The organism is Streptomyces sp. NPDC012474, from assembly GCF_042955185.1.
Classification (GTDB): Bacteria; Actinomycetota; Actinomycetes; order Streptomycetales; family Streptomycetaceae; genus Streptomyces; species Streptomyces cahuitamycinicus.
The window spans coordinates 235,053-255,899 of the sequence record NZ_JBIBEP010000012.1 but is presented as its reverse complement, the minus strand read 5'-3'; the positions used below and the strand labels follow the sequence as shown (position 1 = coordinate 255,899).

Sequence of the window (20,847 nt, the reverse complement as noted above, 5' to 3'; positions counted from 1 at the left end):
TCATTCAAAGGCACGGTGGCGCGAGGGCGGGGGCGGACGGCGCTGTCAGCTCACGAGGGTCAGAGAGGCGGGGGCCGGGGTCATGAGAGCAAGAGGGGGGTGGGGTCCGCGTCGCCTGCGACGGCAGGACCCATCGACCGTGGGCGCCAACCTTCTGCTTTGCGGAGTTTATACGACACGGGTTCAGACTGTGTTTCGTCTAGCCGTTTCCGGTGAGTAGAACAAGGGTACATTCGGTCGGCGATACGCGAGAATTATCCTGATTTCAGGTGGGGGTGCACCGTGGTGACCTCGGCGAATGCCCGCGAGCCGGTCGGCCCATTCTCGTCGGCGTTTTTCACGAGTTCCTGGGCCCCGAAACCTGTCCGGTGCGTCATGCCGAGTGAATGTGCCACCGGTCACTCGGGACCAGCGTAACGGCCGACGGGTCCGTCCGGGACGTTATCGATCGCTTCCGCTGGGCATCCTCCACCTGACCGGGACCCCGGCGGCCCTGGATCCTGGCACGCAATACCGAGGAAGGACGCTTCGATGGGGGAGAAGGTCGCGGCAGGCCGGTTCGACCTGTCCGATCGCCAGCGCTACCGTGACAAGCTGCGTCAGTGCCTGACGGGCTTGGAGCGACTCCTGGCGGAGAAGCGGTTCGACCGTCCCAGGAACCTCATGGGGCTGGAGATCGAGCTGAATCTCGCGGGCGCCGACGGCATGCCGAAAATGTTGAACGGACAAGTCCTCGAGCGCATCGCGAGCCGCGATTTCCAAACAGAACTCGCCATGTTCAATCTGGAAGTCAACATTCCTCCACATCGGCTGGGGGGCCGGGTATTCGACCGCCTCGCGGAGGAACTCCGCACGTCGCTGGCATATGCCGACCGGAAAGCCGGCGAGGTGGACGCGGGTATTGTGATGATCGGTATTCTGCCGACTCTCGACCGTGACGACCTGGTGTCGTCGAACCTCTCCGACGTCGATCGGTACACCCTCCTCAACGACCAGATCGTGGCCGCCCGCGGCGAGGAGTTCACCCTGGACATCGACGGCGTGGAGCACCTCAGCTGCACCTCGAAGTCCATCGCGCCGGAGGCCGCCTGCACCTCCGTGCAACTGCACCTTCAGGTGACCCCGGCCCGCTTCGCCGACGTGTGGAACGCGGCCCAGGCGGTCGCCGCCGCGCAGATCGCCGTCGGCGCCAACTCGCCCTTCCTCTTCGGCCGGGAGCTGTGGCGCGAGTCGCGGCCCCCGCTGTTCCAGCAGTCCACCGACACCCGCCCGCCCGAGCTCCAGGCCCAGGGCGTCCGGCCGCGCACCTGGTTCGGGGAGCGCTGGGTCTCCTCGGCGTACGACCTCTTCGAGGAGAACCTGCGCTACTACCCGGCCCTGCTGCCGATCTGCGACGACGAGGACCCGCTGAAGGTGCTCGACCAGGGCGGCACGCCGTCACTCGCCGAACTCGTCCTGCACAACGGCACGATCTACCGCTGGAACCGACCGGTCTACGGCATCGCCGACGGCGTACCGCACCTGCGCGTGGAGAACCGCGTCCTGCCGGCCGGGCCCACGGTCATCGACGTCATCGCCAACGCGGCCTTCTTCTACGGGGTCGTCCGGGCTCTCGCCGAGGAGTCCCGGCCGGTCTGGGCCCGTCTGCCGTTCGAGGCGGCCGCCGCCAACTTCGACGCCGCGTGCAAGGACGGCATCGACGCCCGCTTCACCTGGCCCCGGCGCGGCCGCTACAGCGGCACCACCCAGGTCGACGCGGTGAGTCTCGTCCGCGACGAACTGCTGCCCCTCGCCGAGGCGGGACTGGACGCCTGGGGAGTCGAGCCGGCCGACCGCGATCTGTACCTGGGTGTGATCGAGGAGCGGTGCCGGCGCAGGGTGAACGGGGCGAGCTGGCAGGCCGCCACGTTCCACAAGGCACTGGACGCGGGTCTCTCCCGGGACGACGCCCTGGCCGCCACGACCCGGCGGTACCGCGAGCTGATGCACAAGGGCGACCCGGTCCACACCTGGCCGGTGGGACTGCCGGAGCCGGTGTCGCCGGACTGACCGCCGCCGTCGGGGTGACGTCCCGCTGCCGCCATACTGATCCGAGACGTCGGTGAAGTGGAGGCAGGTGTGCAGGCGGAGGAGAGCCCCGTGGGCGGTTCCATTCCCGAGCAGGGGCTCTCACGGCGGATGCTCCGCAACGAGACGCTGCTGGTCCTCGCGCTGTCACTGGGCGCGAGCGGAGTGTCCGCGCTGATCAGCTTCATCGGGTCGGTCACCAAGCCGGGCGGCCTCAAGGACCAGGCGGCCACGATGAACGCCTCGGCCGCGCCCGGCCGGCCCTGGCTCGACCTCGCCTGGCAGCTCTTCGGCATCACCACGGCGCTCGTCCCCGTCGCGCTCGTCGCGCACTTCCTGCTGCGCGAGGGCGCGGGCCTGCGCACGATCGGCTTCGACCGCACCCGGCCGTGGTTCGACCTCGGTCGCGGTGCGGCGATCGCGGCGGTCATCGGCAGCACCGGCATCGCCTTCTACCTCGCGGCCCGTGGACTCGGCTTCAACCTCACGGTGGTGCCCGAGGCGCTGCCGGCGGTGTGGTGGAAGTACCCCGTGCTGATCCTCGCGGCGATCCAGAACGCGGTGCTGGAGGAGGTGATCGTCGTCGGCTACCTGCTGCGGCGCTTGGACCGGCTGGGCTGGACCCCGGCGGCCGCGCTGGCCGGCAGCGCCGTTCTGCGCGGCTCATACCACCTCTACCAGGGCATCGGCGGATTCATCGGGAACATGGTCATGGGCGTCGTCTTCGTCTGGCTCTACCGCCGCTGGGGCCGTGTCGGCCCGCTCGTGGTGGCCCATTCGCTGCTCGACATCGGGGCGTTCGTCGGGTACGCGCTGCTGGCGGGCAAGGTGGGCTGGCTGCCGACGGCGTGACACGGCGTAAAGGGGGCGTACGACGTTTCGTACGCCCCCTTTTCCGTGTCTCAGGCCAGCAGGTCGCCCTCGATGACGGTGACCGCCCTGCCGGTCAGCAGGGTGCGGTCGCCGCGCAGCTCCGTGCGGACCCGGCCGGAGCGGGATGAGGCCTGGAGCCCCGTGAGGCCGGCGCGGCCCAGGCGCTCGGACCAGAACGGGGCGAGGGCGGTGTGGGCGCTGCCGGTCACCGGATCCTCGTCGATGCCGACGTTCGGGAAGAAGCAGCGCGAGACGAAGTCGTAGCCCCGGGCGGGATCCTCGGCGCGGGCCGTGGCGATGACGCCGCGCTCGGAGTGGGCGGCGAGGGCCTTCAGGTCGGGGGCGAGGCCGTGCACCGTCTTCTCGTCGGCGACCTCGACGAGCAGGTCGCCCACGTTCGGGCCGGTGTCGAGGATCGTGAGCGGTGTGGTGCCCAGCGCCTCGGCCAGGCCGCCGGGCGGGTCGACGCGGGTGAGCGGGGCAGTCGGGAAGTCCAGTGTCACGGAGCCGTCCGCGGCGGGCGTGGCGACGAGGACGCCGCTTCGGGTGGCGAACCGTACCGGGCCCTCGTGGGCCCCGGTCGTGTGCAGCACATGGGCGGTGGCGAGGGTCGCGTGGCCGCACATCGCGACCTCGGTGGCCGGCGTGAACCAGCGCAGGGCCCAGTCCGCCCCGGCGCCCTCGGGGAGCGGGTGGGCGAAGGCCGTCTCGGCGTGGTTGACCTCCAAGGCGACGTTCTGCAGCCAGGTGTCGTCCGGGAAGGCGTGCGCGCCGGTCAGGAGCAGGACCCCGGCCGGGTTGCCGGAGAAGGGGCGGTCGGTGAAGGCGTCGACGATTCGGATCCTCATGCCCCGACGCTAGGGCGCCCAGGAAGCCGCAGGCCAAGGCCAATTCGCACCTGCCGGCCCGGTTCTCCCGGCGTCGCTGACCTGTCTCAGCGGTGCCGGCCAGCATCGCTGGTGCTCATATCTCTGCGGGCAACGAGCCCGCCGCGGAGTCGACCCAGTTCCCCACAGGATCCGGACCTGCGAACACTGTCAGGAACCCATCGAGAGGGATGAATCCGGAAGGGCCCGTCGGCGGTGCTCCAGGAGCTGTCGCGAGAAGGCCCAACGGCGCCGACACAAGGCCACGGCCGCCAGAAGCCAGGGCCCGTGTCGAGTCTTGATCAACGTGGCGCCCGGGGCTTCCTCGTTCAGTTCCGTGCCTCGAATCCCGCCAGGAGCGCCCGGGGGTCGAAGGTCACCCGGATCCGGGTGACCTTCCCGTCCTCCACATGCATCCAGTTCGCCGTCGGAGTAGGCGGCGCAACGCTTGTGCACAGGTCAAACCAGGTGATCACTTCACCACCTTCCGCCACCCGCACCTTCACGTCGATCTTCTCCAGCACCTGACCAAGCCCCTTCAGCCCAGCGAGCGCCTCCTCTACCCCCGACGCCGTTCCCAGCGCTCCGACGAAGTCGACATTCTCCGCCAGCACCCCCCGCAAGGCATCGAAGTCGCCCGCCTCCCAGGCGGTGAAGTAGGTCTCGGCAAGCTCTCGCGCGGTCCTCGTCGTCATGCCTCCATCCTTCAATCACCCGATCCATTCGTCCAACAGATGGATCAGATCGCATCTATCATCATTGGGTATGGAGATGCACCAGCTGCGCTACTTCGCCGCGATCGTGGACGAGGGGACGTTCACCGCTGCCGCCCATCGCCTGCACGTCAGCCAGTCCGGCATCAGCACACAAGTGGCCAAGCTGGAGCTGGAACTGGGCCAACAACTGCTCGACCGCTCCGGCCGTCAAATCCGCCTCACTCCGGCCGGCGAGGCCGTTCTCCCCCTTGCGAAAAACGCCCTCGCCACTGTCGATGCCATCAAGCACGCCGCCGCCGAGTTCGCCGATGCCGTCCGCGGCCGCGTCCGTCTCGGCATGATCATGGGCTGCTCGATCCCGGCCTTCCTCGACACCATCGCCGACCTCGGCCACACCCACCCCGGCATCGAGGTCAGCCTTCACGAGGGCTACTCCGATGATCTCCAGGCCCAGGTCCTCGCCGGCTCTCTCGATTTCGCCCTGATCGGCTACGCGAGCGGCGTCGCCCCTGGCCTGGAGGCGAGCATCGTCATCGACGAGCCGATCACCGCAGCCGTCCCTGCCGGACACCCCCTCGACCGGCCGGAACTGCGCCTCGGCGACCTACGGGGCGAGAAGATTCTCTGCCTTTCCCCAGGCACCGGCATCCGCGCCGCCTACGAGGACTCCTGCCGCAGGATCGGTCTCGGCCCACGCGTGGACATCGACGCCAGTTCTCCGGTCACCCTGCTCCGCCTCGCTGAGCGCGGCGCGGGCGTTGCCGTCCTCAGCGCGTCCTCCACACAAGGCGCCGACCTGCGGACCATCCCGCTCACCGACGCCACCACGCACGCCCGGCTCGGACTCATCATCCGCCGAGGTCAGCACTCCCCAGCCGTGCAGCTCCTGCGATCCAGACTCCTCGCCGCGCTGCAAGCCGGCTAGATGAATGAGTCCGATGTTTGTGCTGGCCGCGACCATGGCGAAGGGCGCCCGTTGGCTCGTGTGTGACTACCAGCCTGGACGCCCTTCTTGCGGCACTGTACGTGTTCATCGACGACCATGTGGCCCCCCGTCGCCGGATCGGGCGACCCCCGAAACTGACGGACGCCGAACTGCTGTGCCTCGCAGTCGCCCAGGTACTGCTCGGCTTCCCCTCGGCCCGGCACTGGATCCGCTTCGCCCACGCCCGACTGGGACACCTCTGTCGCTACCTGCCCCAGCAGTCCGCCTACGACAAGTGCCTCAACGCCGCCGGACCGCTGATCAGCCATGTGATCGAAGCCCTGGCCAGGCAGGTGCCAACCTGGAACGACAACCTGCGGCTGATCGACTCCACTCCGCTGCCCTGCGCCGCCTCCCGCGAGACCGTCAAACGCTCCGACCTGGCCGACCACGCCGGATACGGCTACTGCCGCAGCCACTCCCGCTTCTTCTGGGGCTTCCGGCTCTACCTCCTCACCACGGCCGAGGGCATGCCCGTGTCCTGGTGCCTGGCCAACCCGAAGCTGGGCGAGCGGGAGGTGATGACCGCGCTGCTGGAACGCGACCACCGCCTCGTCCGCAGCGGTCAGGTGATTCTGGCGGACAAGGGCTTCGCCGGGTGGGAGTTCGAGGCGTTCCTCACCGAGCGCCTGGGTGTCCATCTGGTGCGGCCGGACCGGAAGGACGAGCCAGTCCGGCACGGCCGCCTGGCCCGCGTCCGCCAGTGGATCGAGGCGGTCTTCGACACCCTCAAAGGCCAGCTCAGCCTGGAACAACACGGAGGCAGAACCCCGGCCGGAGTCTTCGCCCGCACCGGACAACGACTGCTCGCCCTGGCCGCCGGCATCTGGCACAACTGGACCACCGGCGCCAGGAGCAAACGATCTCTCATCGCCTACGACCACTGAGAACATCGGACTCATTCATCTAGCTAGGGGTCTCTGGCAAATCTTCCGGGCCGGTCGTCGGTGTTCACATGCATGTGCTCAAGCAGGTGCGGATCGGCCTGCCCGGCATTTGTCGGTCGGCAGGTTCACCGGGGAGGCAGTCCTGCCTTGCCGCGCCAGGGTCGGCGTCGTGCGGTTCGGCCGGCCAGCCGGTCAGGCGTGCAGCTGCGGCCCAGAAGGCAGGGCCTTGTCCGTCGAGCGTTACCGATATATCGTTGAGGCATCGCGACAGATCAACGATGGAATGGAGAGTGGTTGCGATGCGTACCCACGGATTTGAGCGTGGACATGGACAGGGCGGCCCGCATCACGGTCGGGGCGGCTTCGAAGGGCTGCGTGCGGCCTTCGGTCCGTTCGGGCCGGGCGGCCCCGGCTGGGGCGGGCCCGGCGGCCCGGGCTTCGGTCCCGGCCCCTGGGGTGGACGAGGGCGCGGGGGACCGAGGGGGAGGGCGCGTCGCGGCGACGTGCGCGCCTCGATCCTGGCCCTGCTGAAGGACCGGCCGATGCACGGCTACGAGATGATCCAGGAGATCGCCGAGCGCAGCGGCGGGGCGTGGAAGCCCAGCCCCGGCTCGGTGTACCCCACCCTCCAGCTGCTGGAGGACGAGGGGCTGATCGCCAGTGCGTCCGAGGGTGGCAAGAAGCTGTTCTCGCTCACCGAAGCGGGCCGCGAGGCCGCCGAGGAGGGGCCCGAGGCGCCCTGGGAGGAGGCCTCGCGCGGGGTCGACTGGGAGGCCCTCGGCGAGGTCCGCCAGGCCGGCTTCGGTCTGATGGAGGCCTTCGGCCAGGTCTGGAAGACGGGCAGCAAGGAGCAGCGGGAGAAGGCGCTGGGCGTCATCAACGAAGCCCGCAAGAAGCTGTACCTCATCCTCGCCGACGAGGACTGAACGTCATAGCAGGACGAGCGCCCCCGGAACGGTCCGGGGGCGCTTCGGCATGCCGGGGCGTCAGGCCACCAGCCCGTCCAGCCTGCGCAGCGACTCGTGCAGGGCCGCCGTGGCCGAATCCCTGAGCTTGCCCGCCATCAGGGACACCGTCGCGCCCGTGAACTCGCCGTCGACGCGGACCGTCGTGGTGTCGCCTTCGGGCGTGAGGGTGTAGCGCGTCGCCACCGTCACGGCCATCGGACCCTTGCCGCGGATGGCGAGCACGCGCGCCGGTTCCAGCTCCTCGACGGTCCACGCCACCTCGGCCGGAAAGTTCATGAGCCGCATGTTCTCCTGGAAGGTCGTCCCCACGGCCAGGGGCTCCGGGCCGCCCGACGGGAAACTCGTGTGGGTCGCGTTCCACTCGCCGTAGGCGGACCAGTCCGTGAGCCTCGCCCACACCGTTTCGGCCGGTGCCCCGATGCGTGCCTCCGCGCTGACTTCGGCCATGCGACCACCTCTTCGTGTCGGGGCTGGGTGTCGCGGAACGTAGCCGTGGCGGTCGCAATGTTCAATACTGACGAACTGTCAGCCCTGTCGAGGTCTTCCTCCGGATCTGCCTGATCTCCTCCCCAAGGAGGAGATTGCGGCCGGTGGAGTCCACTTCCCGTGGGACGCGGAAATGCTTCCCACCGAGGATGACCCGGGCGCGCGGGGCTGATGGGGTAGAGGGTGTGCACTCCCGAACCCCCCGGCAGGCGGCCCATGAGCACGGTATCCGGCGCGCGGACGACGATGCCGGGCTCAGCGACGAGCTGGCGTCGGTGGTCGCCGGTGCGCGGCGCCGGGCCGTCCGGGACGGGGACCGGCAGATCGACACCGCCCATCTCCTCCACTCGCTGCTGGAGTCCGACCCCGATGCGCGTGCCGTCTTCGGCGAGGGGCCGCAGATCGCTCGGCTGCTCGGCTATCTCGTCCAGCGCAGCATCGGTTACGGCCTGCGCTGGCAGAGCGGTGTCGAGAACTCCGGTGCCGTCCCCGTGGTGACGGGGACGGCGGGCTTCTCGCCGCTCGCCACCGGGTGCATGGAGGACGCCTGCGAACGCGCCGCCGGGCGGGGCGGGCCGGCCCGTGGCACCGACCTGCTCGCGGCGATCGTCGCCGACCCGCAGGCGCGCGCGGTCGAGGTGCTCGAACGGGCCGGCATCGACCCGCGCCAGGTGTCCGGCCGGCTCGGCGACCGGTTCGGCCGCACCGAGGAGTGCGGCGAAGCCACGCTCTGAGCGGCGGCCCTCCCGAGGGGCGGCCCCCCCCGTCCAGGCTGTGAGACAGGTGTCATAGGAGGTGACGCTCCTGTCGCGGCCTGCCATCATGTGCCGGTGCGTACCACTGACAGCAGAGTGAGCGGGCGCGGCAGGGGTGTGGGGCTCGGTCTCGCGCTCCTGTCCGCGGTGGCCTTCGGCGGATCCGGTGTCGCGGCCAAGCCGCTGATCGAGGCCGGCCTGGATCCGCTGCACGTGGTGTGGCTGCGCGTGGCCGGTGCCGCCCTGGTCATGCTGCCGCTCGCCGTACGCCATCGCGCGCTCGTGCGGCGGCGGCCCGGACTGCTCGCCGGGTTCGGTCTGCTCGCCGTCGCCGGTGTCCAGGCCTGCTACTTCGCGGCGCTCTCCCGGATCCCCGTCGGGGTGGCGCTGCTCATCGAGTACCTGGCGCCCGCGCTCGTGCTCGGCTGGGTGCGGTTCGTGCAGAAACGGCCCGTGACGCGTGCCGCGGCCGTCGGCGTCGTACTCGCGGTCGGCGGGCTCGCCTGTGTCGTCGAGGTGTGGTCGGGCCTCGGCTTCGACGCCCTGGGGCTGCTGCTCGCGCTCGGGGCGGCGTGCTGTCAGGTCGGCTACTTCGTCCTGTCCGACCAGGGCAGCGACGCGGGGGACGAGGCGCCCGACCCGCTGGGTGTCATCGCCTACGGTCTGCTCGTCGGCGCGGCCGTGCTGACCGTCGTCGCCCGCCCCTGGACCATGGACTGGTCAGTGCTCCAGGGCACCGCGAGCATGGACGGCAGGCCCGTCGCCGCCGTCGTCCTGCTGGCCTGGATCGTCCTCGTCGCCACCGTCGTCGCCTATGTCACCGGTGTGGTCTCCGTCCGCCGGCTCTCCCCGCAGGTCGCGGGCGTCGTGGCCTGCCTCGAAGCGGTCATCGCCACCGTCCTGGCCTGGGTCCTGCTCGGCGAGCACCTCTCGGCACCGCAGATCGCCGGTGGGGCGATCGTGCTGGCGGGCGCGTTCATCGCGCAGTCGTCGACGCCCTCGAAGGGCTCCGGGCAGCCGGTGGCGAGCGGCGGCCCGGAAAGGGAGTTGTCCCGGCGCGGAACAAGCGCCTAGGGTGCCGATCATGCCTTCGAACGCACTCGTCCTTCCGCCTCCGGCCGCCTGAGGCGGGCCCTCCGGAAACCGCGCCCGGCGACTCGCCGCGGCGCACAACGGTGCTGCCCGCAGACGAAGTCCGTGGACCCCTGATCCCGAATGATCCGGGGTTCTTCCCGAACTTCCGCGCACCTGCCGCCGCTCGCCGCGTGCGGCATGCCGTGCGCGTCTGCGGAGAGAACGCGTGTCGAACACTGCCATCGGCCTGCCCGTCGGGCGAGGCCTCCTCTATCTGATCGTCGCCGGTGTCGCCTGGGGCACCGCGGGCGCGGCCGCCTCCTTGGTCTACCGGGCCAGCGATATGGGGCCCGTCGCCCTTTCCTTCTGGCGCTGCGCCGCCGGTCTCGTCCTGCTGCTCGCCGTCCGCCTGCTGCGGACCCGCGCTGCGGCCCCCGTGCGTGAACCGCTCGGCCGCCGGGCCCTGCGGACCGGGGTCACCGGGCTCGGGCTCGCCGTCTTCCAGACCGCGTACTTCGCGGCCGTCTCCGCCACCGGCCTCGCGGTGGCCACCGTCGTCACCCTGGGCGCGGGGCCCGTCCTCATCGCGCTCGGCGCCCGGCTGACCCTGGCCGAGCGTCTGGGACGGGGCGGTGCCGGCGCCGTCGTGGGCGCCCTCGCCGGGCTCGCGGTCCTCGTCCTCGGCGGCGGGGGTACGACCGTACGCCCCGGGGGTGTGCTGCTCGCGCTGTTGTCGGCGGCCGCGTACAGCGCGATGACCCTGCTCACCCGCCTGTGGGGCCGCGACGGCGCGGGGGACGTCACCCGGACGACCACCGGGGCCTTCACCGTCACGAGTCTGTGCCTGCTGCCCTTCGCCCTCGCGGAGGGACTGCTGCCGCACACCCAGGAGCCCGGCCGGCTCCTGCTCCTGCTGCTCTACGTCGCCGCCGTCCCCACCGCCCTCGCCTACGGCCTCTACTTCGCGGGCGCGGCCGTCGTGCGGTCCGCCACCGTCTCGGTGATCATGCTGCTCGAACCGGTGAGCGCGGCGGTGCTCGCCGTCGTCGTGCTCGGCGAGCACCTCACGGCGGCGACGCTGGCCGGAACCCTGCTGATGCTCGGTTCGGTGGCGGCCCTCGCGGTGGGGGAGGTGCGAGGCGCCCGGACGCGCGAGGAGCCGGTGACGGTCGTGTGAGCCGGTGACGGCCGTTCTAAGCGGGACCGTCGTGTGAGGCGGTGACCGGCCGTGTGAGGCGGGACCGTCGTGTGAGGCGGTGACGGCCGTGTGAGGCGGGACCGTCTGAGGCGGGCCTCGCGGCCTAGGCCTCCTGTCTGCGCAGGAGATGGTCGCGAGCCCTCGCGTCACCCGGGCCGCCGCGGGCCGCGAGGCCGGCGGCGATCCGGTCCCGGACTTCGGCCGGCTTGTGGTTGGCGTACTTGAACTTCGCCCGTACGTCCGTCACTTCGAGGCGCAGGCCGCGAATGCCGGCGAGCATCCTGCCGTACGGGGCCTCACCCGCCGCCGCCCGTGCGGAGCCGCCCCGCGGCTGGAAGTGGTCGACCTGGCGGTTGAGCAGCGCGGCCTTCTCCGCCGGGTCGTCCACGACCCGGGCGCGACAGCGGAGCTGTACGGCCGTGTAGAGGCTCGTCGGGGTGCCGTGCTCGGGCGGGACGTCCGGGGCGGCCTGCCAGGGCCCGGGTACGAACACGTAGTCGTCGACCACGCTCAGCAGGACATCCGGGCCGGCCTCCAGCGCGGACCAGAGCGGGTTGGGGCGGGCGAGATGGGAGACGACCTCGCGGCGCCCGGCGTCGTAGGCGAAGTGCAGCGGCTGGACGTGGGGTGGTTCGCCCGGCAGGCCGTTGACGGCGAGCTGGCCGAAGTCGTGACCGGCCAGCCACTGTTGCCACTCGGCGTCGTCGCGGGGCGCGTCCCAGGGGTGGATCAGCATCACAGGGCCGCGAGGTAGCCGGGCAGTTCGGTGCCGGGCGCCAGGCCGGGGTCGGAGACCGGGGTGCCGTATGTGGGACGCACCGGGACGACACCGGCCCAGTGGGGGAGGGCCAGGTCCTCCGGTTCGTCGTTCACGCCGCCGGTGCGCAGCTTCGCGGAGACCTCGTCCAGGTCCAGGCGGCTCACGGCGGTGGCGGCGAGCTCCTTCTTGTTGGCGGGGCGCGAGTCGGCGGAGCGGCCGGGCACGACGTGGTCGACCAGCGCGTCCAGGGCCTGCCGCTTCTCCTCGGGGTCCGTCACGTCGTGCGCGACGCCGTGCACCACGACGGAGCGGTAGTTGATCGAGTGGTGGAAGGCCGAGCGGGCCAGGACCAGACCGTCGACGCGTGTGACCGTCAGGCAGACCGGAAGGCCCGGGTCGGCCTGTCCGGCCGCCCGCAGCGGACGCGAGCCGGTGGAGCCGTGCACGTACAGCCGCTCGCCGGCCCGCGCGTACAGCGTGGGCAGCACGACCGGCGCCCCGTCGCGGACGAATCCGAGGTGGCAGACGTAGGCCTCGTCGAGTATCGCGTGCACCAGGTCCTTGTCGTACGAGGCCCGGTCCGGGGAGCGGGTGGGGACGGTGCGGTCGGTCGGGGTGTAGCCGGTGTCGGGCTGTGACGGCGTCTGCGCGGTCCCCTGCATGGCGCTCTCCATTGCACTAGTGCATACTTGACTTTGTGCTAGGAGAGTATCGGATCAGTGGGCGTCGCGCAGTGGACATTTCCGCGAGCATCGAGCGCGCGGTAGGGGCCGGTCAGCTGCGGCCGGGCCAACTCCTGCCTCCCATGCGGGAGTTGGCGGAACAGCTGGGGGTGAATCCCAATACGGTCGCGGCCGCGTACCGGACCCTGCGCGAGCGGGGGGTCATCGAGACCGCGGGCCGGCGGGGCAGCCGGGTGCGGCCCGCGCCGGCGACGACCGGGCGGGAGCACTTCAGGGTGGACGTCCCCGAGGGCGTGCGGGACGTCGCGCAGGGCAATCCGGACCCGGCGCTGCTGCCGCCGCTCGCGGGCGCGTTCGCGGCGGCGGCCGCCGAGGGCGACCGGGCGCCCGTGCTCTACGGGGACACCGCCGTGGAGCCGGAGCTGGCCCGGATCGCGCGGGCCGGCTTCGACGCCGACGGGGTGCCGGAGGGACCGGTCGCGGTGGTCTCCGGGGCGCTGGACGGCGTGGAGCGGGTGCTGGCGGCTCACCTCAAGCCGGGCGACACCGTCGCCGTCGAGGACCCCGGCTGGGGCCGCACCCTCGATCTCGTGCCGGCGCTCGGCCTGCGGACCGTCCCCGTGGGCGTCGACGACGAGGGGCCCCGCGCGGAGGATGTGCGCCGGGCGCTGGAGGCCGGGGCGCGCGCTCTCATCGTGACGGACCGGGCGCAGAACCCGACCGGCGCTGCGGTGAGCGCGCCGCGCGCGCGTGCCCTGCGCGCCGTGCTCCTGGAGCACCCGGAGGTCCTGCTGATCGAGGACGACCACGGGCACGGCATCGTCGACGTGCCCCTGCACCCGTTGGCCGGAGTCACCCGGCACTGGGCGTTCGTCCGCTCGGCGGCCAAGGCCTACGGCCCCGACCTGCGTCTCGCGCTGCTCACCGGTGACGCCCTCACCGTGGACCGGGTCCGTGGACGGCACCGGCTCGGCCCGGGCTGGGTCAGCCGCCTGATGCAGCGGGCCCTGGTGCGGCTGTGGGCCGACGGCGCGGTGGACACGGTCGAGGTGGCCGCGTCGTACGGGAGGCGGCGGGACGCGCTGATCGGCGCGCTCGCACGGCGCGGCGTCGTGGCGCACGGGGCAAGCGGCATGAACGTGTGGGTGCCCGTGCCGGACGAGACCGGCGCCGTCGCCCGGCTGCTGCACGCCGGCTGGGCCGTGGCCCCCGGAGCCCGCTTCCGGCTGGCCGCGCCGCCCGGCATCCGCATCACCGTCTCGACGCTCGCCGGGGACGAGACCGAGACGCTGGCCGACGCGATCGCCTCGGCAGTCGGGCCCGCCCCCGCACGGAGCTACGACTGAGGCACGGCCTCAGGCGCACGGCGGAGGCCGGGCCGGCGGCGGGCCTCCGCGCGGAGCTGGGAGGGGGACACGGCTGCCGGGCCTCGGGTCGACGCGCAGCTACGGCTGTTGGCGCAGGCCGGGGCTTTGGGGCCGCGTGCGGTGAGGGCTGAACACAGCCGGGGGCTTCCGGCTTCCGTGGAGCCGGGGCGGAGACTCCGACCGGGGCTCGGGGCTCGGGGCTCGGGGCTCGGGGCTCGGGGCCCGCAAGGGGAGACGACTGAGACGCGGCGCAGGCCCCTGGCCCGTGCGCGGTCACGGCCGGGACGCCGCCCGGCCGTTGAGCCCTGCAGAGCTGAAACCGAGGCAGTCGGCCCAGACGTTGGGCCCCGCGGAGCTACGGCCGAGATGTCCGGCGGGGCTTCGGTCGGAGCTGTGTGAGTGCCGCTCCCGTCAGCACGATCACCGCGCCGACCGGGGTCGACCACGTGAGCGTCTCGCCGAGAAGAGCCACGCCGGCGGCCGTGGCGATGACCGGGATGAAGTACGTGACCATCTGGGCGGTCGTCGGGCCGACCTCGGCGACCAGGCCGTACTGGAGGAGCACGGCCAGGCCCGTGCCCAGGGCGCCCAGGGCGGCGATCGCCAGCAGCGGTCCGACGGACACGCGGGTGGGCAGGGTCGTGAACAGCGGGGTGACCACCGCCAGCTGGACCGACGCGAGCAGCAACTGGGCACCGGTCATCGACAGGTGGGAGTCGCCGGTGCCTGCCAGGGTGCGGCGGACGTAGATCCAGCCGATCGGGTAGCTGAGGGAGCCGAGCAGGGCCAGTGCCGTCCCGGTGACGTCCAAGCCGTGGAAGCCCTGCCAGGCACCCAGCACCGTGAGCACCCCCAGGAAGCCGAGGCCGAGCCCGGCGACCCGCACCCGGGTCGGACGGTCCTCCGACAGGGCGATCAGCGACAGCGCCATGCCCCACAGCGGTGAGGTCGCGTTGCAGATGCCCGCCAGCGTGGACGGGATGGTCAGCTCGGCGTACGCGAACAGCGAGAACGGCAGGGCGTTGAGCAGGAACGCGGCGACCGTCAGATGCCCCCAGACCCTGACCCCGCGCGGCAGTCGCTCGCGGCGCACCGCCATCGCGGCGGCCAGCACCGCCGTGCCGAACAGCAGCCGGCCGAGCGTCACCTGAAACGGCGCGTACGCCCCGGTGCCCACCTTGATGAGGAGGAAGCTGAAGCCCCAGATCAAGGACAGGGCGGCGAACCGCAGACGCCAGTCGAAGCGGCGGCGGACCGGTGCGGACGGGGCGCCGGAGACCCGGCCGGGCGATGTGGTGACAGTGCTCATGGCAGCCACGATCTGGCAGGAAGACCTCGTAGCACAATCGAGATTTCGCACCCGGTACTGCGTAGCATCGCTTATATGTTGAATCTGGAGCGTCTGCGCACCCTCGATGCCCTCGCCCGGCACGGCTCGGTCAGCGGCGCGGCCGAGGGGCTGCACATCACCACGTCCGCCGTCTCGCAGCAGCTCTCCAAGCTGGAACGAGAGGTCGGGCAGCAGCTCCTCGCCAAGAACGGGCGCGGCGTGCGGCTCACCGACGCGGGCCGGCTGCTCGCCGAGCACGCCGCACGCATCCTGTCCCAGGTCGAACTCGCCCAGTCGGACCTGGAGGCGCAGCGCGGACAGGTCGTGGGCGAGCTCAGGCTGTCGGCGTTCCCGACGGCCGCGCGGGGGCTGTTCCCCCACGCACTGGCCGCGCTGCGCGAGCAGCACCCCGCGCTCCGGCTGCGCTCCTGCGAGCTCGAACCGGAGCTCGGCATCGCCGGAGTCGTGCGCGGCGACCTCGACCTCGCCGTGGTGCTCGACTGGTACAACAAGCCGATGGCGCTGCCCGACGGGCTGGTCAAGGCGTCGATCCTGGACGACCCGGCCGAGGTCGCCATGCCGGTTGACCACCGGCTCGCGGCGCGCGAGGAGGTGGACCTCGCCGAGTTCGCCGACGACGAGTGGATCACCTGGGGCGAGGGCGAGTTCTGCCACGAGTGGCTGATGTTCACCCTGCGCTCCAAGGGTGTCGAGCCGATCGTCGGCCACCGCGCCGCCGAGAACCACACGCAGCTGGCGCTGGTCGCCGCAGGGCTCGGGGTGTGCATCGCCCCGGTGCTCGGCCGTCGTCCCGTGCCCGCCGGGGTCGTGACCGTGCCCCTCCGACAGCGGGTCCGGCGGCACGTGTACGTCGTCTGGCGCGCGGACGCGGACCGCCGCCCCTCGATCCGGGCGGCGGTGCGGGCCCTGCGGGCGGCGGGGGAGAGCGTCGGCTGAGCGTCCGGGGGAGAGCTACTGCCCGGCCAGTTTGCGGAAGTCCCAGGAGACGATCTTCTCCGGCGTCAGCCTGATCCAGGCGTGCCGGCCGTCGTGCGGCATCTCCTCCAGGCCGAAGTTCTTCCGCGTGAACAGCGTCTCCGGGACGTCGAGTTCGGCGCGCAGCTCGCCCGTGCGCGGGATCTCGCCCACGAACTCGACCGTGCCGGACAGCTCGACGCCACGCAGTTCGTCGTACTCCTCCCCGGTGTCGACCACGATCGCCACCCGCGGGTCGCGCCGCAGGTCGGTCCAGCGCTTGCTGCGCACGACCGAGTACAGCCACATCGACGCGCCGTCCCAGGCGTACCACAGCGTGCTCACGTGCGGTGCGCCACCGGCCGACACCGTGGCGACCCGGCAGGTGCGCTGGGTGGTCAGGAAGTCGTCCAGCTCGCCCGGCGTCATCATGATCTTCCGGCCTCTGCGCTGCTGTGTGACGGTCATGCGCCCCCTCTTTCTCCCACGTCGTGCCAGAGGAGAGATCCTCTGACATCACGTCAGAAAAGGATGGGTTCTCTTCCGTCCGTGCGCAATGGTGGTTACGCTCGCCCGCCCAGCCGCCGGCGACAGGGGGAACCGTGCCCTCGTACGAAGCGCTCAGCGAACTCCTCGAACCGGGCACCACCGTGCTGCTCACCGTCGAGTGCCAGGAGGGCGTCGTCGGGGCGGACAGCGCACTGCCCGAACTCGCCGAGGAAGCACGCGCCGGCGGTGCCCTCGGCAATGTCGCCCGTCTGGTGGCGGCCGCCCACGAAGGGGGCGTTCAGGTCGTGCACGCCATCGCCGAGCGCCGCCCCGACGGCCGCGGTGCCGGCCGCAACGCCCGCCTCTTCCGCGCCGTCGCACGCCTGCCCGTCCAGCAGTGGACCGGCACCCCGGCGGTACGGGTGGCGGCTCCGATCGAGGTCGCCGAGGAGGACCTCGTCGTACGGCGGCTGCACGGGCTGTCACCCCTGCAGGGCACCGACGTCGACCCGCTGCTGCGCAACCTCGGCTGCCGCACACTGATCGTCACCGGGGTCTCCGCCAACGTGGCCGTGCCCAACGCGGTGTTCGACGCCGTGAACCGCGGTTACACCGTCGTCGTCCCGGCGGACGCCATCGCGGGGGTGCCTTCCGACTACACCCCCGCGATGATCCGCCACACCCTCGCGCTGGTCGCCACGGTCGCGACCACGGACGAGGTGCTGGCGTGCCTGGAACGTCCCGGTGGAATCAGGCGAGCGTGATGGAGTCTCCGTTCACCGTCACCTGTTTCGCCTCCAGCGGCTTGACCGCGGGGCCCTTCTTCACACTGCCGTCGAGGACGGAGAACTGACTGCCGTGGCAGGCACAGGAGATGACGTCGTCCTTGAGGTCCACCATCGGACAGTTCTGGTGGGTGCAGATCGTCGAGAAGGCCTTGTAGTCGCCCGCGGCCGGCTGCGAGACCACCACCTTCTCGTCCTTGAAGATCTTGCCGCTGCCCTCGGGGATGTCAGTGGTCTTCGCGAGCGCCGCACCACCGGCTCCCGCTTCGGCGGACGAGCCGCCCCCTTCGTTCGTCGCGCCGCCGCCGGCGGCGCCTTGTTCGGTGGACGGGTCGGACGCCTTGTCGTCCGACCCGCACGCCGTCAGCGCCACGGTGAGCCCCGCCGCGCCAACCGCCGCCACGACGGCGCGGCGGCTCGGTCCCGACATCGGCTGAACTGATTCGCTGGTCATGCTGACGTTCCTTCCGGGGGGTTCGTGATCTGCCGTGAGGTACGGCCCTTGCGGACCGGCTGTTCAGACCATGCCGAAATCCTGACCTGTTCGCGGAACGACGCGGGTAAAGCGGAGCTGTCGGTTGGCTGTCGGGTTCCGGCCCGGTGCCGCGAGGCCGTCGCCGCGGCCGCCGGGTGACGCGGGACGAGTGGACCACGCAACGGGACCAGCCCAGTGGGGAGGCCGCGTTGAGGTCGGCGAGCAAGACTTCGTGCAGTGCGTTCGCGCTCATTCCTGCCGCCGTCCCTGAAGAACCGGCCCCCGAACCCGGCGTCAGCCGGACCGGCTTGTGCCCGAAGAAGTGAACTGCTGCACTTCCTCGGGCGGGAGGTCCGGGTGCGGGGACGCGGCCGTGCTCATGCCCAGCCCGTTTCGGAGTAGAGGCGGCCGGCGCGGATGCCCTCGATGGCAACCCGGGTGTAGGGGACGAGATCGTCGGGGAGCGCGGCGGGGTCCCAGAACGTCCACTGGGTGCACTTGTCCGGCTCGCGCAGTTCCGGCTCGCCGGTCCAGGTGCGAGCCCGGAAGAACAGGCCCATGCGGGGCCGGTCCCCGGCGCGGTCGATGTGGTGGACGACGTGGACGAGTTCGACGTCCTGGCGCCAGACATGCAGGCCGGCTTCCTCTCGCGCCTCCCTGATCAGGCAGGTGATGGCGCTCTCCTGCTCGCAGTGGCCGGCCAGGACGTGCCAGGTGGACGGCGCGAACGCGGAGTCGGGGTGGCGCAGCCCGAGCAACACCGTCCCGTCGGGCCGCTCCAGATAGAGGTGGACGCCGATGACGTTGAGGACCGTGCCGTGCGGCGAAGCTGGACGACGCTCCTCGTGCGAGGAGGGCTCGTACGGCGCTGCGGGCAGATCGGCCCGCGGTGAGACGTGATCCGAAGGGGAGACGGGAGAGGTCACGTATCTCTGCCTTTCCGAGACGGTGTACGGGCGAGTGGGCAGCGCGGAACGGCGAGGGGTGATCAGGGGGTGTCGCCGCTCATCCGGCGCTGCAGCTCCCACAGGGTCCGGAAGAGACCTGGCTCCTGGGTGAGCTGGGCGTAGGTGCCCTCCTGGACGATGCGCCCTTGGTCCAGGACAACGATCCGGTCGGCGACGGCCACGTTGGTGAGCCGGTGCGTGATCAGCAGGATGGCGCGGTCCTTGGCCAGTTCGCGCAGGCCGGCGAAGATCCGGTGCTCCGCGCGGGCGTCGAGGGCGGCCGTGGGTTCATCCATCACCAGCAGCGCCGCCTGCCGGTGGAACGCGCGGGTGAGGACCAGGCGCTGCCACTGCCCGCCGGAGAGCTGCTGTCCACCGAACCACTCGCTGGTCAGCAGGGTGTTCAGGCCGGAGCGCAGGCCCGGCAGCATCTCCGCGGCGCCGGACGCCTCGCATGCGGCGAGCAGGGCCGCGTCGCTGGTGTCGCCCTGCCCGAACGTGATGTTGTCGCGCATCGTCAGCGGCAGGTACGTGAACTTCTGCGGCACCAGCGCGACGTGCTCCCACGACCCCCACGGGTCCAGGTCCGCGGTGGAGGCGTGGTCCCAGGCCACGTCGCCCTCGGTGGGCAGCAGCAGCCCGCACAGCAGGCGCGAGAGGGTCGTCTTGCCGGAGCCGTTCTCCCCGACCAGCGCCACGATCTCCCCGCGCCGCACGTGCAGGGAGACGTTGCTCAGGCTGTCCTTCGGAGCGCCGTCGTAGCGGTAGGTGACGTCGCGGACCTCGAAACGCTCCGGGGCCGCGGTCACGGGCGCGATGCCGCGGGAGTCGGTCATGGCCTGGCCGTGGGCGTTGTCGAGGAAGTTCTGCCAGTCCTGCACGTACCAGCCCGTGCGCACCAGGCGTGCCCCGCCGTTGATGATGCCGCGCACCGAGCCGGTGGCGGTCTGGAGGGCGAAGACGGCGCCGCCACCGGCCGCCAGGCTGATCCGCCCGGAGGCCAGGAGCCACAGCAGCGCCGCCCACACCGCGGTCGAGGCGACCCCGCCGGCCACTGCTCCGGCCAGCCCCATCCAGGCACCGGTGTTCGCGGCCTTGCGTTCGGCCGCGTTGACCGAGTCGGCCAGCCGCCGGTACCGGCCGATCAGGAAGGGCCCGGCCAGGCAGGCGCGCATCTCCTCACTGGACTCCTGATAGGCCATGTGCCAGCGCAGCTTGCCCAGCATCCTGCGCCGCCCGGAGGTCTCCAGCCCGGCCAGGTAGATCACGCGCGCGGAGCGCACGTAGGCGGCGGCCTGCGGCAGGCACGCAAGGAAGAGAAGGGGAAGGAGCAGGGGGTGCAGGACGGTCAGGACGGTGGCGCCGGCCGCGAGCGTGGCGGTCGCCGCGAGAACGTCCTGCGCTTCTTCGACGAGGTCGGGCGTGACCTGGGCGCCGCGGTCGGCGATGTCGTAGGCGTCGTTGTAGCCGGGCTTGTTGTTGGCGGCCAGTTCCGCGCCGAGCGCGGCCTCGATCATCGTCAGCTCCGCCGCCCGGCCGAGCACCGGGCGCAGACGGCCGGTCAGCCAGACGACGATGATCCCCAGCAGCGCGCGCAGGCCCGCGGCGGCGGCGATCACGGCCAGCTGCGGGGCGGCCTCCCACAGCCGCTCGGTGATGTCGCCCGAGGAGATCAGCGCGGTGATCGTGCCCGTGACGGCCAGGAGGCCGAGGGCCGCGAGGACGCCGGTTGCGATCTGGCACACCAGCAGGCCGATGGTCGCGCCGCGGTCCACCCGCCAGGCCATCTGCACCGAGCGCCGCACCAGCGAGGGCAGGCGCCGCGCCATGGTGCGGGAGGTCAGCAGGGAGCCGGCCTGGAGCCTCGACTCGTCGCGGTAGAGGTATTCCTCCTCTCGAACACCGGCCTCCTGCGCTTCGTCGTCCGGCGCGGTCCCCTTTGGCGGTTGCGGCGGCTGGTCCTGCGTAATGGCCGAGGTCATGGTTCCCCCTGGGACGGTCGCTGCGGCAGAGTCGTGAGGTCTAACGACACGGCTGCGATATCGAACACACGTCATTCGGTCGTGCTGGGGAGCCCGCAATTTCCTGCGTGAGGGAACCCCGCGGGCGCGGGATCCCTGGTCTGGCTTGGAGCGGCTGCGGGCAGGAAATGGCCGAAACG

At 71.6% G+C, this 20,847-nt stretch carries 21 protein-coding genes; 11 read left to right on the top strand and 10 right to left on the bottom strand.

Annotation, left to right across the window (positions count from 1 at the left end):
• Nucleotides 1–531 precede the first annotated feature (531 nt).
• Together ACFY9S_RS25845 and ACFY9S_RS25840 are read left to right on the top strand one after the other, a co-directional pair.
• Nucleotides 532–2,049, top strand: coding sequence for a glutamate-cysteine ligase family protein (locus tag ACFY9S_RS25845; protein ID WP_391132371.1), 1,518 nt, complete (start codon nucleotides 532–534; stop codon nucleotides 2,047–2,049).
• 129 nt (nucleotides 2,050–2,178) lie between these two features.
• On the top strand, nucleotides 2,179–2,919 hold the full coding sequence (locus ACFY9S_RS25840; RefSeq protein ID WP_391132420.1) for a type II CAAX prenyl endopeptidase Rce1 family protein: 741 nt from the start codon (nucleotides 2,179–2,181) through the stop codon (nucleotides 2,917–2,919).
• 50 nt (nucleotides 2,920–2,969) lie between these two features.
• Here the strand turns inward: ACFY9S_RS25840 and ACFY9S_RS25835 are convergent, their stop codons facing one another.
• Both ACFY9S_RS25835 and ACFY9S_RS25830 read right to left on the bottom strand, forming a co-directional pair.
• Nucleotides 2,970–3,788, bottom strand: a complete 819-nt coding sequence (locus tag ACFY9S_RS25835) for a PhzF family phenazine biosynthesis isomerase (RefSeq protein WP_391132369.1) — start codon at nucleotides 3,786–3,788, stop codon at nucleotides 2,970–2,972.
• A gap of 347 nt (nucleotides 3,789–4,135) precedes the next feature.
• Nucleotides 4,136–4,501, bottom strand: coding sequence for a nuclear transport factor 2 family protein (locus tag ACFY9S_RS25830; protein WP_391132367.1), 366 nt, complete (start codon nucleotides 4,499–4,501; stop codon nucleotides 4,136–4,138).
• 70 nt (nucleotides 4,502–4,571) lie between these two features.
• Between ACFY9S_RS25830 and ACFY9S_RS25825 the strand changes: the two genes are divergently transcribed.
• The 3 genes from ACFY9S_RS25825 to ACFY9S_RS25815 all read left to right on the top strand — a co-directional run bounded on the left by ACFY9S_RS25825 (nucleotide 4,572) and on the right by ACFY9S_RS25815 (nucleotide 7,320).
• Nucleotides 4,572–5,447, top strand: a complete 876-nt coding sequence (locus tag ACFY9S_RS25825; protein ID WP_391132365.1) for a LysR substrate-binding domain-containing protein — start codon at nucleotides 4,572–4,574, stop codon at nucleotides 5,445–5,447.
• Between the two features lie 62 nt (nucleotides 5,448–5,509).
• Entirely contained in the window at nucleotides 5,510–6,394 is an 885-nt protein-coding gene (locus tag ACFY9S_RS25820) for an IS982 family transposase (protein ID WP_391132364.1), read from the top strand.
• A gap of 299 nt (nucleotides 6,395–6,693) precedes the next feature.
• Entirely contained in the window at nucleotides 6,694–7,320 is a 627-nt protein-coding gene (locus ACFY9S_RS25815) for a helix-turn-helix transcriptional regulator (protein ID WP_391132362.1), read from the top strand.
• Nucleotides 7,321–7,380: 60 nt separating this feature from the next.
• Here the strand turns inward: ACFY9S_RS25815 and ACFY9S_RS25810 are convergent, their stop codons facing one another.
• The gene (locus tag ACFY9S_RS25810) at nucleotides 7,381–7,809 is read right to left on the bottom strand and encodes an SRPBCC family protein (protein ID WP_391132360.1); all 429 of its coding nucleotides are present in this window, start codon (nucleotides 7,807–7,809) and stop codon (nucleotides 7,381–7,383) included.
• Between the two features lie 224 nt (nucleotides 7,810–8,033).
• Between ACFY9S_RS25810 and ACFY9S_RS25805 the strand changes: the two genes are divergently transcribed.
• The 3 genes from ACFY9S_RS25805 (at nucleotide 8,034) to ACFY9S_RS25795 (ending at nucleotide 10,854) form a co-directional block, all read left to right on the top strand.
• Nucleotides 8,034–8,582: a Clp protease N-terminal domain-containing protein gene (locus ACFY9S_RS25805; RefSeq protein WP_391132358.1), complete on the top strand. Its 549-nt coding sequence runs from the start codon at nucleotides 8,034–8,036 to the stop codon at nucleotides 8,580–8,582.
• Nucleotides 8,583–8,672: 90 nt separating this feature from the next.
• Nucleotides 8,673–9,677, top strand: a complete 1,005-nt coding sequence (locus tag ACFY9S_RS25800) for an EamA family transporter (protein ID WP_391132356.1) — start codon at nucleotides 8,673–8,675, stop codon at nucleotides 9,675–9,677.
• A 226-nt stretch (nucleotides 9,678–9,903) separates the two neighbouring features.
• Nucleotides 9,904–10,854, top strand: coding sequence for an EamA family transporter (locus ACFY9S_RS25795; RefSeq protein WP_391132354.1), 951 nt, complete (start codon nucleotides 9,904–9,906; stop codon nucleotides 10,852–10,854).
• 124 nt (nucleotides 10,855–10,978) lie between these two features.
• On the opposite strand, the gene ACFY9S_RS25790 is transcribed toward ACFY9S_RS25795, so the two are convergent.
• Both ACFY9S_RS25790 and ACFY9S_RS25785 read right to left on the bottom strand, forming a co-directional pair.
• Nucleotides 10,979–11,611, bottom strand: a complete 633-nt coding sequence (locus ACFY9S_RS25790) for an FMN-binding negative transcriptional regulator (protein ID WP_391132352.1) — start codon at nucleotides 11,609–11,611, stop codon at nucleotides 10,979–10,981.
• The gene (locus ACFY9S_RS25785) at nucleotides 11,611–12,297 is read right to left on the bottom strand and encodes a pyridoxamine 5'-phosphate oxidase family protein (protein WP_391132350.1); all 687 of its coding nucleotides are present in this window, start codon (nucleotides 12,295–12,297) and stop codon (nucleotides 11,611–11,613) included. Before ACFY9S_RS25785 ends, ACFY9S_RS25790 begins: the two co-directional genes overlap by 1 nt.
• Before the next feature lie 35 nt (nucleotides 12,298–12,332).
• Between ACFY9S_RS25785 and ACFY9S_RS25780 the strand changes: the two genes are divergently transcribed.
• Nucleotides 12,333–13,664, top strand: a complete 1,332-nt coding sequence (locus ACFY9S_RS25780; RefSeq protein WP_391132348.1) for an aminotransferase class I/II-fold pyridoxal phosphate-dependent enzyme — start codon at nucleotides 12,333–12,335, stop codon at nucleotides 13,662–13,664.
• 376 nt (nucleotides 13,665–14,040) lie between these two features.
• On the opposite strand, the gene ACFY9S_RS25775 is transcribed toward ACFY9S_RS25780, so the two are convergent.
• On the bottom strand, nucleotides 14,041–14,994 hold the full coding sequence (locus tag ACFY9S_RS25775) for an EamA family transporter (RefSeq protein ID WP_391132346.1): 954 nt from the start codon (nucleotides 14,992–14,994) through the stop codon (nucleotides 14,041–14,043).
• A 75-nt stretch (nucleotides 14,995–15,069) separates the two neighbouring features.
• Here ACFY9S_RS25775 and ACFY9S_RS25770 point away from each other — a divergent pair, with 75 nt between their 5' ends.
• Nucleotides 15,070–15,972: a LysR substrate-binding domain-containing protein gene (locus ACFY9S_RS25770; protein WP_391132344.1), complete on the top strand. Its 903-nt coding sequence runs from the start codon at nucleotides 15,070–15,072 to the stop codon at nucleotides 15,970–15,972.
• 15 nt (nucleotides 15,973–15,987) lie between these two features.
• Here ACFY9S_RS25770 and ACFY9S_RS25765 read toward each other — a convergent pair whose 3' ends face one another.
• Nucleotides 15,988–16,458 (bottom strand): pyridoxamine 5'-phosphate oxidase family protein, encoded by a 471-nt coding sequence (locus ACFY9S_RS25765; RefSeq protein WP_391132342.1) that lies wholly within the window; start codon nucleotides 16,456–16,458, stop codon nucleotides 15,988–15,990.
• Between the two features lie 134 nt (nucleotides 16,459–16,592).
• On the opposite strand from ACFY9S_RS25765, the gene ACFY9S_RS25760 reads away from it, so the two are divergent.
• Nucleotides 16,593–17,243, top strand: coding sequence for an isochorismatase family protein (locus tag ACFY9S_RS25760; RefSeq protein ID WP_391132340.1), 651 nt, complete (start codon nucleotides 16,593–16,595; stop codon nucleotides 17,241–17,243).
• Here the strand turns inward: ACFY9S_RS25760 and ACFY9S_RS25755 are convergent.
• The 3 genes from ACFY9S_RS25755 to ACFY9S_RS25745 form a co-directional block, all read right to left on the bottom strand.
• Nucleotides 17,230–17,718 carry a Rieske (2Fe-2S) protein gene (locus ACFY9S_RS25755; RefSeq protein ID WP_102908832.1) on the bottom strand — a complete coding sequence of 163 codons (489 nt, stop codon included), beginning with the start codon at nucleotides 17,716–17,718 and terminating at the stop codon, nucleotides 17,230–17,232. The two genes, ACFY9S_RS25760 and ACFY9S_RS25755, sit on opposite strands and share 14 nt — an antisense overlap.
• 398 nt (nucleotides 17,719–18,116) lie before the next feature.
• Nucleotides 18,117–18,665, bottom strand: a complete 549-nt coding sequence (locus tag ACFY9S_RS25750) for an NUDIX domain-containing protein (protein WP_391132338.1) — start codon at nucleotides 18,663–18,665, stop codon at nucleotides 18,117–18,119.
• Nucleotides 18,666–18,727: 62 nt separating this feature from the next.
• Nucleotides 18,728–20,668 carry an ATP-binding cassette domain-containing protein gene (locus tag ACFY9S_RS25745; protein WP_391132336.1) on the bottom strand — a complete coding sequence of 647 codons (1,941 nt, stop codon included), beginning with the start codon at nucleotides 20,666–20,668 and terminating at the stop codon, nucleotides 18,728–18,730.
• Nucleotides 20,669–20,847: the final 179 nt, after the last annotated feature.

What these genes read in the sequence shown, in the direction of transcription:
- ACFY9S_RS25835 (WP_391132369.1), bottom strand. Translation starts at nt 3,788, where the DNA reads ATGAGGATCCGAATCGTCGACGCCTTCACCGACCGCCCCTTCTCCGGC.
- ACFY9S_RS25815 (WP_391132362.1), top strand. Translation starts at nt 6,694, where the DNA reads ATGCGTACCCACGGATTTGAGCGTGGACATGGACAGGGCGGCCCGCAT.
- ACFY9S_RS25770 (WP_391132344.1), top strand. Translation starts at nt 15,070, where the DNA reads ATGTTGAATCTGGAGCGTCTGCGCACCCTCGATGCCCTCGCCCGGCAC.
- ACFY9S_RS25745 (WP_391132336.1), bottom strand. Translation starts at nt 20,668, where the DNA reads ATGACCTCGGCCATTACGCAGGACCAGCCGCCGCAACCGCCAAAGGGG.
- ACFY9S_RS25825 (WP_391132365.1), top strand. Translation starts at nt 4,572, where the DNA reads ATGGAGATGCACCAGCTGCGCTACTTCGCCGCGATCGTGGACGAGGGG.
- ACFY9S_RS25775 (WP_391132346.1), bottom strand. Translation starts at nt 14,994, where the DNA reads ATGAGCACTGTCACCACATCGCCCGGCCGGGTCTCCGGCGCCCCGTCC.
- ACFY9S_RS25845 (WP_391132371.1), top strand. Translation starts at nt 532, where the DNA reads ATGGGGGAGAAGGTCGCGGCAGGCCGGTTCGACCTGTCCGATCGCCAG.
- ACFY9S_RS25810 (WP_391132360.1), bottom strand. Translation starts at nt 7,809, where the DNA reads ATGGCCGAAGTCAGCGCGGAGGCACGCATCGGGGCACCGGCCGAAACG.
- ACFY9S_RS25840 (WP_391132420.1), top strand. Translation starts at nt 2,179, where the DNA reads ATGCTCCGCAACGAGACGCTGCTGGTCCTCGCGCTGTCACTGGGCGCG.
- ACFY9S_RS25755 (WP_102908832.1), bottom strand. Translation starts at nt 17,718, where the DNA reads ATGACCAGCGAATCAGTTCAGCCGATGTCGGGACCGAGCCGCCGCGCC.
- ACFY9S_RS25785 (WP_391132350.1), bottom strand. Translation starts at nt 12,297, where the DNA reads ATGCAGGGGACCGCGCAGACGCCGTCACAGCCCGACACCGGCTACACC.
- ACFY9S_RS25830 (WP_391132367.1), bottom strand. Translation starts at nt 4,501, where the DNA reads ATGACGACGAGGACCGCGCGAGAGCTTGCCGAGACCTACTTCACCGCC.
- ACFY9S_RS25790 (WP_391132352.1), bottom strand. Translation starts at nt 11,611, where the DNA reads ATGCTGATCCACCCCTGGGACGCGCCCCGCGACGACGCCGAGTGGCAA.
- ACFY9S_RS25765 (WP_391132342.1), bottom strand. Translation starts at nt 16,458, where the DNA reads ATGACCGTCACACAGCAGCGCAGAGGCCGGAAGATCATGATGACGCCG.